This is a genomic window from Melissospora conviva (assembly GCF_049523535.1).
Lineage (GTDB): Bacteria > Actinomycetota > Actinomycetes > Mycobacteriales > Micromonosporaceae > Melissospora > Melissospora conviva.
Genome location: NZ_JBLLDT010000001.1, coordinates 308,413 through 320,323, shown reverse-complemented (window position 1 = coordinate 320,323; position 11,911 = coordinate 308,413). Strand labels below are relative to the sequence as shown.

General features: G+C 71.9%; 11 protein-coding genes. 7 read left to right on the top strand and 4 right to left on the bottom strand.

Annotated features, from left to right (window positions below; all coding sequences use genetic code 11):
• Positions 1–161 precede the first annotated feature (161 nt).
• From ACK8GG_RS01650 to ACK8GG_RS01640, 3 genes are all read left to right on the top strand, one after another.
• Positions 162–1,493, top strand: coding sequence for a C39 family peptidase (locus ACK8GG_RS01650; RefSeq protein WP_440355348.1), 1,332 nt, complete (start codon positions 162–164; stop codon positions 1,491–1,493).
• Positions 1,494–1,675: 182 nt separating this feature from the next.
• Entirely contained in the window at positions 1,676–2,314 is a 639-nt protein-coding gene (locus tag ACK8GG_RS01645) for a hypothetical protein (protein ID WP_440354360.1), read from the top strand.
• A 74-nt stretch (positions 2,315–2,388) separates the two neighbouring features.
• The gene (locus ACK8GG_RS01640; RefSeq protein ID WP_440354361.1) at positions 2,389–2,967 is read left to right on the top strand and encodes a hypothetical protein; all 579 of its coding nucleotides are present in this window, start codon (positions 2,389–2,391) and stop codon (positions 2,965–2,967) included.
• Positions 2,968–2,997: 30 nt separating this feature from the next.
• On the opposite strand, the gene ACK8GG_RS01635 is transcribed toward ACK8GG_RS01640, so the two are convergent.
• From ACK8GG_RS01635 to mqnE, 3 genes are all read right to left on the bottom strand, one after another.
• Entirely contained in the window at positions 2,998–3,276 is a 279-nt protein-coding gene (locus tag ACK8GG_RS01635; RefSeq protein ID WP_440355347.1) for a DUF4229 domain-containing protein, read from the bottom strand.
• Between the two features lie 81 nt (positions 3,277–3,357).
• Complete coding sequence (locus ACK8GG_RS01630) at positions 3,358–3,780, bottom strand: hypothetical protein (RefSeq protein WP_440348612.1); 423 nt, start codon at positions 3,778–3,780, stop codon at positions 3,358–3,360.
• A gap of 13 nt (positions 3,781–3,793) precedes the next feature.
• On the bottom strand, positions 3,794–4,963 hold the full coding sequence (gene mqnE / locus ACK8GG_RS01625; RefSeq protein ID WP_440348613.1) for an aminofutalosine synthase MqnE: 1,170 nt from the start codon (positions 4,961–4,963) through the stop codon (positions 3,794–3,796).
• Positions 4,964–5,282: 319 nt separating this feature from the next.
• Between mqnE and ACK8GG_RS01620 the strand changes: the two genes are divergently transcribed.
• The 4 genes from ACK8GG_RS01620 to ACK8GG_RS01605 all read left to right on the top strand — a co-directional run bounded on the left by ACK8GG_RS01620 (position 5,283) and on the right by ACK8GG_RS01605 (position 10,720).
• The gene (locus tag ACK8GG_RS01620) at positions 5,283–6,821 is read left to right on the top strand and encodes a C40 family peptidase (RefSeq protein ID WP_440355346.1); all 1,539 of its coding nucleotides are present in this window, start codon (positions 5,283–5,285) and stop codon (positions 6,819–6,821) included.
• Between the two features lie 117 nt (positions 6,822–6,938).
• Complete coding sequence (locus ACK8GG_RS01615; RefSeq protein ID WP_440355345.1) at positions 6,939–7,916, top strand: hypothetical protein; 978 nt, start codon at positions 6,939–6,941, stop codon at positions 7,914–7,916.
• Between the two features lie 242 nt (positions 7,917–8,158).
• Positions 8,159–9,982 (top strand): DEAD/DEAH box helicase, encoded by a 1,824-nt coding sequence (locus ACK8GG_RS01610; protein ID WP_440355344.1) that lies wholly within the window; start codon positions 8,159–8,161, stop codon positions 9,980–9,982.
• A gap of 96 nt (positions 9,983–10,078) precedes the next feature.
• Positions 10,079–10,720, top strand: coding sequence for a putative glycolipid-binding domain-containing protein (locus ACK8GG_RS01605; protein WP_440355343.1), 642 nt, complete (start codon positions 10,079–10,081; stop codon positions 10,718–10,720).
• An 84-nt stretch (positions 10,721–10,804) separates the two neighbouring features.
• Here the strand turns inward: ACK8GG_RS01605 and cds1 are convergent, their stop codons facing one another.
• The gene (gene cds1 / locus ACK8GG_RS01600; protein ID WP_440355342.1) at positions 10,805–11,908 is read right to left on the bottom strand and encodes an L-cysteine desulfhydrase Cds1; all 1,104 of its coding nucleotides are present in this window, start codon (positions 11,906–11,908) and stop codon (positions 10,805–10,807) included.
• Between the last annotated feature and the right edge of the window lie 3 nt (positions 11,909–11,911).

Below are 11,911 nucleotides of genomic sequence, written 5' to 3'. Positions count from 1 at the left end.
ACGCTCACCATCCTCGCATCCACATCGACCGATATGTTCCATGTCAGCTTCACCATCACGCCGCAAAAGATTTTCCGATAGTTCACCACTGGCGAAAGTTAGCGCCGAGCAGGATAGTGGCAGCAGCCGATGCCTCGCCCCCTGTCACCTGTGGAGCTCACATGACCAGGCCCTGCCTGCGCGCGGTCGCCGTCACCGGCGCCGCCGCGCTCACCCTCTCCATCGCCCTCGCCCCGGCCGCGGCCGCCCCGCCCTCGGCCCACGACGAACAGATCGGCTTCCAGGAGTGGTCGCGCTACCCGGACTGGCGCCGCGGCCACCACGACGGCACCACCGCGGTCCCCGGCCGGCGCCCCGGCGTGACGATCGCCGAACCCGCCGGCACCGTCGACTACCCCGACCCGCACACCGGCACCACCGCGACCTGGGAGTACGCCACCTGGACCTCCCCGGTCACCCCGGCCGGCTTCGGCGCGAGCGAACTCGTCGCCTCCTGGAACGCCGACACCCCGCCCGGCACCTGGATCCAGGTCGAACTGCAGGGCACCTACAACACCGGCGACACCAGCCCCTGGTTCGTGATGGGACGCTGGGCCGACGGTGACGACGACATCCGCCGCACCACCGTCAACCGCCAGGGCGACGCCTTCTCCAGCATCTGGACCGACACCTTCGCCATCGACGACGTCGACGCCGGGGTGCTGCTCGCCGCGTACCAGCTGCGCCTGACCCTCCACCGGGCCCCCGGCAGCGCCGCGTCGCCCTACGTCCGGATGCTCGGCGCGATGAGCTCGTACGTGCCGGACCGGTTCACGGTCACGCCGAGCCGCGGCGGGATCGCCTGGGGCCGGGAGCTGGCGGTACCGCGGCGCTCGCAGATGATCCACCGGGGCAGCTACCCCGAGTGGGGCGGCGGCGGCCAGGTCTGGTGCAGCCCGACCTCGACGACGATGGTGCTGGAGTACTACGGCCGCGTCCCCTCCGCCGAGGACCTGGCCTGGGTCGCCCCCGGCTACACCGACCCGCAGGTCGCCCACGCCGCCCGGATGACCTGGGACCACGCCTACGACGGCGCCGGCAACTGGCCCTTCAACACCGCGTACGCGTCGACCTTCGACGACATCGACGCCAAGGTCACCCGGCTGCACTCACTCGACGAGGTGGAGCACTTCATCCGCGCCGGCATCCCGGTGATCACCTCGCAGTCGTTCCTCGCCACCGAACTGGACGGCTCCAACTACGGCACCTCCGGGCACCTCTTCGTCGTGGTCGGCTTCACCGCCGAGGGCGACGTGATCGTCAACGACCCGGCCTCACCGAGCAACGACGAGGTACGCCACGTCTACTCGCGGGAGCAGTTCGAGCAGATCTGGCTGCGGACCAAGCGGATCAACGCCTCCGGCGGGGTCTCCGGCGGCTCGGGCGGCATCGCGTACCTGATCAAGCCGGCGAACAAGCCGTGGCCCAAGGTCCCCGGCTCGACCAACTGGTAGCCCACCACGGCGCGGCGTCCCGGGCCGCCCACCCGGCCGTCCCGGGACCGGGGCGGGCCCGCGAAGATCATTGCGGACGATGATCCATCTGCATACGATGATCTCTGCATCGGGCGGGATCCCTTGTCCCGCAACGGTTCCATCGATGCGATCCCCCGCGCACCGAGAAAAAAGACCCCCACATGCAGCTCATCGGAAAGCCCACCGGCCCCGGCAGACGACGGCTCGCCACCGCCGGAAGACTCGCCGCCGCCACCGTGCTCGTGGCGACCGGCGCGTTCGCGACCGCCGCCCCCGCGTACGCCGACAACGTCATCACCCCGATGGCCATCCCCTGCGAGACGCAGGGCGAACGGTTCTACACCGTTGCCAGCGTCGCCACGCCGAAGAAGATCACCCACGCCGAGCGCTACTACAACGGCACCGGCGCACCGCTGAGCACCAACTTCACCGCGTACAAGGAGACGACCCTGACCGCCGGTGTCACCGTCACCACCGGCGGCTCAGTGGAGGCGAACACGGTCATCGCCAAACTCTCCGCCAGCACCAGCTACTCGCTGGCGTTGTCGGGCTCCTCGACCTCCGGCTCCAGCGTCTCGGTCACCGCCACCCTGCCGCACGGCAAGTACCTGGTCGCCTACCGCGGCAACGTCCAGGTCACCGGCAACTACACCTACTGGCACTGCACCGGCGGCGTGCTGTTGGCGGCCTCCAAGGGCACCGCCCGGTCGTTCACCAAGGTCCCCGAGACCGGCGCGCAGCGCTGCGACCTCAGCGCCCCCTCCGGCAGCCTCGCCGCTGTCGCCAAGGGCTACTGCTGACCGACGTCCGGCCAGACGCCCGGGAGAGGTGCACTCCGCCCCTCCCGGGCGATTTCCCGCAACGAGGTCGCCCCATGAACGCACGACACCGCCGGGCCGCCGGGACCACAGCCGCCCTGCTGATCACCCTCGCCGGCTGCGCCCCGACCGCGCCCGCGACGACCCGCGCCGCCGGTCCCGATCCGGCCCCGGGCTGCACGATCGCACTGCACGAGGCGACCGCCTCCGGCCTCACGATCACCACCGTCCGCAGGGTCGACATCGCCACCGGCTCTGTCGAACCGAGCCTCGTCCGCGACAGCCCGATCGTGCCCCGGATCGACTGGCGGACGGCTCCGCCACCCGGCGAAGAAATGCTCATGGACAGTCTCGCCTCGGACGGGAGCACCGCGGTGCCGACCTACCCGAGTCCCGGCCTCGACCGCGTCGACGCGTACCTCGACGACCTGCCCGTCAAAAACGGCGTCTACCTCGGGTACGTCGCGCTCCAGCGCGTCGCCGTGCCACTGACCGTCACCTGCCCGGACCGGACGCCGGCGGAGGGAACCCTGCTGAGCTGGTCCGACCCGCAGATCGGGGCGATCAGGTGCGGGCTCGATCTGGGCGCGGGCGCGGACCCGGCGGCACAGCGGGTGCAGACCGAACACTGCTGACCCGCGCGCCGGCCCGCTGACCGGAGGACGTCAGCGGGCGTCGGCGTCCCTGCCGTCGGCCGTCTCGTCCTCGCCGGCGAGCGCCGAACGCAACCGCTCCTTCTCCGCCTTGCGCCGCTCGGCCGACTGCGCCATCTCGTAGGCCATCTCGTCACGCAGGCCGCGCAGGAAGAAGAAGGAGAGCGTGGCGGAGAAGATCAGCGCCAGCATCAGCTTCAGAAAGATGTCGATGTTGACGGGCAGGAGCGCCACGAACGCCGCCACGAACAAGCCGATCCGGCCCAGCGTGTATTTCATCGCGGAACTCATGAATGCACTCCATTCCCGCCCGTCAGGGCAATTCCTACGAACCCGTGGCCGCCCGTACGGGCAATTCGGCTCATCCGATTCTCAGCCCGTGCGGTTGGTGAGCCACCGCACGCCGGCGAACCAGACCGTCGCGTAGACAACGGTGAAGACCGCCGCGCCGAGAGCGCCGCCGACCAGCGCCGGCAGCTCCTGCGCGAACCCGGCGACCAGCAGCCCGCAGGCCATTCCCAGCGCCGCCGCGACGAGCGCCGCCACCACCCGCGCCGGCCCGTACCGCCAGGCCCGGAAGTCCTCGACGAAGAGCCAGACCGGCAGGATCAACGCCAGCCAGCCGTTCGCACCGCCGAACCGCCCGGCGCCGAAACTCGCCGCCGCCAGGTCGAAGACGGCCAGCGCCAGCACGCCGATCACCACGCCCGCCAGGGTGATGCCGAGCAGGTCGGGCAGGGCCACGACCCGCCCCTCGTCGTCACGGCGGGGGAAGGTGCCCTTCGCCTCGCTCACGTCCGCTCCACCGTCAGGACCACACCTGCTGCGGCTCGGAACGGCGCTCCGCCAGCGACGGCGCCTTGTCGTACTCGCGCACCACGTTGTAGCGGGTGTCGCGCTCCACCGGCTGGAAACCGGCGTCCCAGATCAGGTGCAGCAGGTCGTCGCGGTGCATGGTGTTCGGCGTGCCGTACGAGTCGGCATCGTGGGTGATCTTGTATTCGACCACCGAGCCGTCCAGGTCGTCGGCGCCGAAGTTCAGCGACATCTGCGCCAGCGACAGGCCGTGCATGACCCAGAAGCACTTCACGTGCGGGACGTTGTCGAACATCAGCCGGGAGACCGCGAAGGTCTTCAGCGACTCGGCCGGGGAGGCCATCGTGGTCCGCGCCTGGATCCGATTGCGGATCTTGCCGTCGGCGGAGTCGACGAAGTCGTGCTGGTAGCGCAGCGGAATGAAGACGGTGAAGCCGCCGGTCTCGTCCTGCAGCTCCCGCAGGCGCATCACGTGGTCGACCCGGTGCCGCGGCTCCTCGATGTGCCCGTAGAGCATCGTCGCCGGCGTCCTGAGCCCCTTGGAGTGGGCCAGCCGGTGGATGCGCGACCAGTCCTCCCAGTGGCAGGCGTGGTCGACGATGTGCTGGCGGACCTCCCAGTCGAAGATCTCCGCGCCGCCGCCGGTGAGCGACTCCAGCCCGGCGTCGATCAGCTCGTCGAGGATGTCGGAGGCGTCCAGGCCACTGATCTTCTCGAACCACTGCACCTCGGTCGCCGTGAACGCCTTGAGCTTGACGTTCGGCAGCGCCGCCTTGAGCTCGCGCAGCACCTTGGGGTAGTAGCGCCAGGGCAGCGTCGGGTGCAGCCCGTTGACGATGTGCAGCTCGGTGAGCTGCTCGTCCTCCATCTCCTTGGCCTTGCGCACGGCCTCGTCGATGCGCATCGTGTACGCGTCCTTCTCGCCCGGCTTGCGCTGGAACGAGCAGTACGCGCACGAGGCGGAGCAGACGTTCGTCAGATTGAGGTGCCGGTTGACGTTGAACATCACCCGGTCGCCATTGAGCTCGGTGCGCTTGTGATGAGCGAGTTTGCCCAGCCAGGTCAGGTCGTCGCTCGCGTAGAGCGCCTCCCCGTCTTCCCTGGTGAGCCGCTCCCCGGCGTACACCTTCGCTTCGAGCTCACGCTTGAGTCCGGCGTCCATGCCAACACGTCCCTTCCACCTGCGATCCCCTGCGAGCCTACGTTGACTCGCCCGCGGGCGACGAGGACGGCCGGTGACAGCGACATACTTCACTGGGTTCTCACTGTGCGATCGGTTGGGTGATCTGACCCGTCGTTATTGCTGAACCGATCGACATCGGGGGCGCAATGCGGTAGACAAAGTGAGGCGCGACACCACTGGTCTCGCCTTTCTTGTCACTCCGCCGCGTCTCCCCTGGCGCGGCGTCACCCCTTGTACCCGGGGAGCACTTTTGGCCAAAGCCGAAAATCGCCGCCTACGGGAGCCACTGGTCTCTCCCGTGCTGCGTCCCCGTCTCTGGGCCGCGCTCATCGGAGCGGTCGCCTCCGCCGTACTCGTCACTCCCGGCTACGCCGATCCGGCACCGCGCGACAACCGCACGGAAACGCCGGAGACCGGCACCCTCCCGGTGGCGAACGCAGCGGTGCGGTTGCCCGACGCCGGTGCCCGCCCCGTCACCAACGGAGTCTTCCAGCTGCCCGGTGAACTCGCCGGCAACGCCACCCCCGGCGTGTCGGCAATCCCGGCCGGCGGCGGCGACCTCACCACCAAGGTCGCCCTCGCCCAGCAGGAACTGCTCCGGCTGGGGCAGGAGGTCACCCGGCTACGGCAGGCCGACAGCATCGCCCGCGCGCAGGTGCTGGAGTCGGAGCAGATCCGTCAGTTCGCGCAGCAGGAGCTGACCCGCGCCCAGGCGGCGACCGACACCGCTGCTGCCACCGCCCTCAAGGAGGCCGCCGCGCTCCCGCCCGGCGCCCTCACCTCCGACCTGTACAAACTCAGCCTCCTCAACCGCGTTCAGCGCGGTCAGACCGACCGCACCGACGCCGACAGCGCAGCCCGGGAACTCGTCCGAGCCCGCAAGGCGGTGGAGACCGCCGAAGCCGGCGTGCTCTCCGCCCAGGAACGGGCGCGGACCACCGCCGCGGAACTCGCCGCGGCCGAAAAGGCGCACCAGGACCAGCAGGCGACGGTCAACCGGCTGCTCGAGCAGCAGCGGCTCGCCCAGTCGATCCCGGCGGCGGGTTTCGGTCCCACCACCGGCATTCCCGGCGGCGGTCCCGGCTCCAACGGCGTGATCATCGCCGGCGGCGAGGCGCACCCGCGGGCACTCGCCGCGGTCCGCTACGCCCTGGCCCAGCTCGGTGACCCGTACGTCTGGGCCGCCGAAGGGCCGGACGCGTTCGACTGCTCGGGTCTGATGTGGGCGGCGTACCGCACGGCGGGCGCCGACTACTTCAACCTGCCCCGGGTGGCGGCCGACCAGTACTACGCCACCCGGCACCGCACGGTGGCCCGATCGGCGCTGCTCCCCGGCGACCTGGTCTTCTTCGCCTCGAGCAGCTCGTGGACCAGCGTGCACCACGTCGGGATGTACATCGGCGAGGGCAAGATGGTGCACGCGCCGACCTTCGGCGACGTGGTCCGGATCGCACCGGTGGACACCTCCCGGATCTACGCCGCCACCCGGATCTTCGGGGCGGTGGCCGAGAAGGACAAGCCGAAGCCGGTCAAGGACAAGCCGGTCAAGCCCAAGCCGGATCCGACCAAGCCGGCCAAGCCGAGCCCGGAACCCACCGACCCGGGGGAGCCGAGCCCGACACCGAGCGACCCGGCGGAGCCGAGCCCGACACCGAGCGACCCGACGCCGAGCGACCCGCCGGCGAGCCCCGACCCGAGCACCGGCCCGGATGAAACCCCGGGACCCGGCGACGACGGCGGCGGCGAATCCAGCCCGCCACCGGCGGGCGAGTCGAGCAAGAGCCCCGAACCGGAGGCGAGCAGCTCGGCGGCACCCACCGCCGCCGGCGAGGCCTGACCGCAAGACTGAAAGCCGGCGTACCGGCTGTGCCGACACCCCTGGTTGTCGCTACCGTGAGTTCAACACTCCGGTAGCAGACACCAGGGGTGTCGGCTTATGCGGTCGGAGGAAGCCATGGGCGAACAAGAGGTTGCCGCACCCGAGGATCACCGCGCGGGGCGAAGTGCCGAACCGAACGGCGCGGGCCGGGCCGGCCTGGGCAGCAGCGGGCCGGGGCCATCGCAGGGTCGCGCCACCGTCATTCCCGCGCAACGACCCGCTGCCGGCGGCGGCGACGACCAGAGCCCCGCCCGGGCCAGCGCGAGCGTCTCCGGCGGGGAAGCGGTCAGCGCCCAGGAGCTGGCGGCCCTGCCGCCCCGCACGGCCAACGCCAAGGTCTACCGCTCCGCCGGTTCACCCGCCGCGACCGAGCCGGGCCCCGCTCCCAGTCCGCCGGCTCCGGCGCCGCCCGCGCCGGGTCCGCACCCCGCCGAGCCGGATCCCGGGCCGAGGCAGCCCGAGCCGAGCCAGCCCCCGCCCACCCCGCCGAACCCCGTGCCGCCGGCCCCGGCGCCGGCTCCGCCCGGCCCCTCCCCGATCCCGGACCCCCCGGCGCCGCCGGTCCCGGTCCCGCCGGACCCGATGCCGCCCGTTCCGCCGGCCCCGGCGCCGCCCGGCCCGATGCCCGCGCCGCCCTTCCCGCCCCCACCGGCCACCACCGCCCGGCCGGCCTTCCCGCCGCCACCGGCCACCGCCGCCCGGCCGGTCGACGCCCGGGCCACCGGCAGCCATCCGGTGGTCCCCGCGCCGCGCGCCGGCGGGTCGGACCCGGCCTACCAGGGCACCGTCTACGGCGCCGGCACCGACAGCCCCGGCTACGCCACGATCGGATTCCAGGCCGGCTTTCCGGCCGCCAACCCGGTGGAGAACACCGGCTCGCTGACCGGCCACATCCTCGCCCAGGGCTGGCCGGACACCCCCGAGTCCAGCGGCGGCAACAACACCAAGGTCCTGATCGTGCTGGCGGTGGCGCTGCTGGTCGCGGTCGGCGTCAGCGCCTTCGTGGTCTTCGCCGCCGGTGACATCCTCGACGCGCTCTTCGGCAACGCATGACCGGCCCCGGCAGCGCATGACCCGTCGTCACCGGTACCCGGGCAAACCACCGCAATGATGGTGAGTCGGCCCACTCCGGTGCCCGAGGTGAGCGGGCCGGGGCGCGCTACCCGTACACTTGGTTCCGATCATTGACCCGGTGCGCCCGAAGCGCGCACCTCTGGGCGATCTTGCGGGCAGATCAGCGGCGAGAAAATGCTGCGCGGCCATCGCGAAGATGCGCCCCGCTTGAGAGGCATTACTTGACCACCTTTGCTGACCCCAGCACGTTTCCGTCCGTCCTTGACGCCCCGGCCGACCTGCCGGTCGACGCCCCGGCCACCATCGAAGCCGATGCCGCCGTCGACGCCGTGACGTCCGAGCCCACCACCGACTTCGCCGACCTCGGCGTGCCCCAGACCCTGGTACGCGCGCTGAAGCGCGAAGGCATCACCAGCCCGTTCCCGATCCAGCGGGCGACCCTGCCCGACGCGCTCGCCGGCCGGGACGTCCTCGGCCGCGGCCAGACCGGCTCGGGCAAGACCCTCGCCTTCGGCCTGCCGGCGCTGGCCCGGGTCTCCATCGGCGAGCGGGCCCGCCCGCTGCACCCGCGGGCCCTGATCATGGTCCCGACCCGCGAGCTGGCGATGCAGGTCAGCGACGCCCTGGCGCCGCTGGGCCGGGCCGTCGGCGTCTCCCTCAAGACCGCTGTCGGCGGGGTGCCCTACGACCGTCAGGTCGAGGCGCTGCGCCGCGGCGTCGAGATCATCGTCGCGACGCCGGGCCGGCTCGGTGACCTGATCTCGCGGGGCGTGTGCCGCCTCGACGACATCGAGGTGACCGTCCTGGACGAGGCCGACCAGATGGCCGACATGGGCTTCCTGCCCGAGGTCACCGAACTGCTCTCGCAGACCCCGGCCGACGCCCAGCGCCTGCTCTTCTCCGCCACCCTCGACGGTGACGTCGACACCCTGGTCAAGCGCTTCATGACCGACCCGGTGACCCACTCCACGGCGCCCGCCACCGCGGCGGTCTCCACGATGGACCACCACCTGCTGCTGGTCCCGCCGCACGACAAGTTCACCGTCGTCGCGTCGCTGGCCGCCCGTTCCGGCCGCACCATGATGTTCGCCCGCACCCAGATGGGCGTCGACCGCCTCGTCGGGCAGCTCGCGGCCGTCGGTGTCCGCGCCGGCGCGCTGCACGGCGGCAAGACGCAGCGGGTCCGCACCCGCACGCTGGCGGAGTTCAAGGAAGGGCGCATGAACGTCCTGGTCGCCACCGACGTCGCCGCCCGCGGCATCCACGTCGACGGCGTCTCGCTGGTCGTGCACGTCGACCCGCCGAAGGACCCCAAGGACTACCTGCACCGCGCCGGTCGTACCGCACGGGCCGGCGAGTCCGGCGCCGTGGCGACCCTGGCGCTGCCGAAGCAGCGGCGCACCACGCTGGCGATGATGGAGAAGGCCGGGGTCGCCCCCGCCGAGCTCCGCGTCCGCGCCGGTGACACCGCGCTCGCCGACGTGACCGGCGCCCGGGAGCCCAGCGGCGTCCCGATCCCCCCGGAGCCGGCCGAGGCGCCGCGGCGCAGCGGCGGCGGCGACCGCTCGTACGGCCAGCGCCGTTACGGCGACCGCCCGCAGGGCGAGCGTCGCACCTACGGCGACCGTCCCCAGGGCGAGCGTCGCACCTACGGCGACCGCCCGCAGGGCGAGCGTCGTACCTACGGCGACCGCCCGCAGGGTGAGCGCACCTACGGCGACCGTCCCCAGGGCGAGCGTCGTACCTACGGTGACCGCCCGCAGGGCGAGCGCACCTACGGCGACCGCCCGCAGGGCGAGCGTCGCACCTACGGCGACCGTCCCCAGGGCGAGCGTCGTACCTACGGCGACCGCCCGCAGGGTGAGCGCACTTACGGCGACCGGCCCCAGGGCGAACGTCGTACGTACGGCGACCGTCCCCAGGGCGAGCGCACCTACGGCGACCGCCCGCAGGGCGAGCGTCGCTCGTACGGTGACCGGGCCGCCACCGGTGCGCAGGGCGACCGGCGTGGCTTCGCCGGGCGTCGCCCCACCCGCACCTACTGATCACGTACCGACCTCGACGGGCGCTGCCGGCTTCGGCGGCGCCCGTCGTCGGCGTTTTTCACCTTCGTGTCGCCCCACTGCCGTAGCCTCGCGAACATGCCCACCTTGCCGAAGTCTCTCTTCTGGAGCCGTCGCGACACCGCCGGATCAGAACACGCGATCTTCGACGACGTGCGGGGACTCACCGCCAGGGGCGTCGCCCAGTCCGCCGAGCCGGTCCCGCACACCTGCCGGTACGAGCTGAACACCGACGAGGGCTGGGCGAGTCTGCGCCTGGCCGTGGAGGTCGAGGGGGCGGGCTGGTCCCGAGGGCTGAAACTCGAACGGCGCGACGGCCAGTGGCGGGCCACCACCTCCGAGCAGGGTGACCTGGACGCGGCGCTGGTCGCCGCCGGGCATCCTCCGGCCGGGTTGCCCGGCATCGAGGACGCCTCCCGGCTCGGCGACGCCCTCGACGTGGACCTGGGTGGTTCCCCGTTGACCAACACCCTGCCGATCCGCCGGCTCGGACTGCGCGACGCCGACGACGGCACCTCCCACCGGATCACCGTCGCCTGGGTGCTGGTGCCGAGCCTGGTGGTCCTGCCGGCCGTGCAGAGCTACACACTCGTCGACCCGGAGCGGGTGCGCTACGCCAGCGAAGGCTTCACTGCCGAGCTGGAGATCGACCCCGAGGGCTACGTGCTGCGCTACCCGGGGCTCGCCGAACGTGCGGCGCACCGCCCCGGCTACCTCTGACGCCCGTCCGCACGCGGAGAGCCCCGTACCGCCTCGACGGCAGGGGCAGGCGCATTGACAGAGCCGCCGTGTCCGCGTACCCGGTCAGTCGGTTTTCGCCGCCGGCCACTCGCCGGTCGCCAGGAAACGTTCGATGATCTCCAGGTACGGCGGCAGGTCGAACCCGCCGGCGGCCAGCCATTCGTCGCTGTAGTACGTGCCGCCGTAGCGCTCCCCGGCGTCGCAGATCAGGGTCACCACCGAGCCGCGCTGACCGGCCGCACGCATCTGCGCGATCAGTCCGAACGCCCCCCACAGGTTGGTGCCGGTGGAGCCGCCGACGCGGCGCCCGAGCACCGCCGAGGCCGCGCGCATCGCCGCCAGCGACGCCGCGTCGGGGACCCGCACCATCCGGTCCACCACCGCCGGCTGGAACGACGCCTCCACGCACTGCCGGCCGATCCCCTCGATCCGCGAGCCGACATTGGTGCGTACTGTCGGGTCGCCACTGACCCAGGCCGGGTAGAAGGCCGAGTTCTCGGGGTCGACGACGCAGAGCTTGGTGGGCAGGCGCTGGTAGCGGGCGTACCGGCCGATGGTGGCGCTGGTCCCGCCGGTGCCGGCGCCCATCACGATCCACGCCGGGATCGGATGCCGCTCCCGCGCCATCTGCGCGTAGATCGATTCGGCGATGTTGTTGTTGCCCCGCCAGTCGGTTGCCCGCTCGGCGTAGGTGAACTGGTCCATGAAGTGACCACCGGTGGCGGCGGCGAGCCGCCGGGCCTCGGCGACGACGTCGGCCGGATCGTCGACGAGGTGGCACTTGCCGCCCTGGAACTCGATCAGCTCGATCTTCTCGTGCGAGGTGTTCGTCGGCATCACCGCCACGAACGGCAACCCGAGCATCCGGGCGAAGTACGCCTCGGAGACCGCCGTCGAGCCCGAGGAAGCCTCGATGACGGTGCTGCGCGGCCCGATCCAGCCGTTGCAGAGGCCGTAGAGGAAGAGCGATCGGGCCAGCCGGTGCTTGAGCGAGCCGGTCGGATGCACCGACTCGTCCTTGAGGTAGAGATCCACCCCCCACTCGCGGGGCAGCGGGAAGGGAAGCAGGTGGGTGTCGGCGGAGCGGTTGGCGTCGGCCTCGACCATGCCGATGGCCTCGGTCACCCATGCCCGTTCGCTGTCGTCGCAGCGGTCCAGATGGTCCACGTC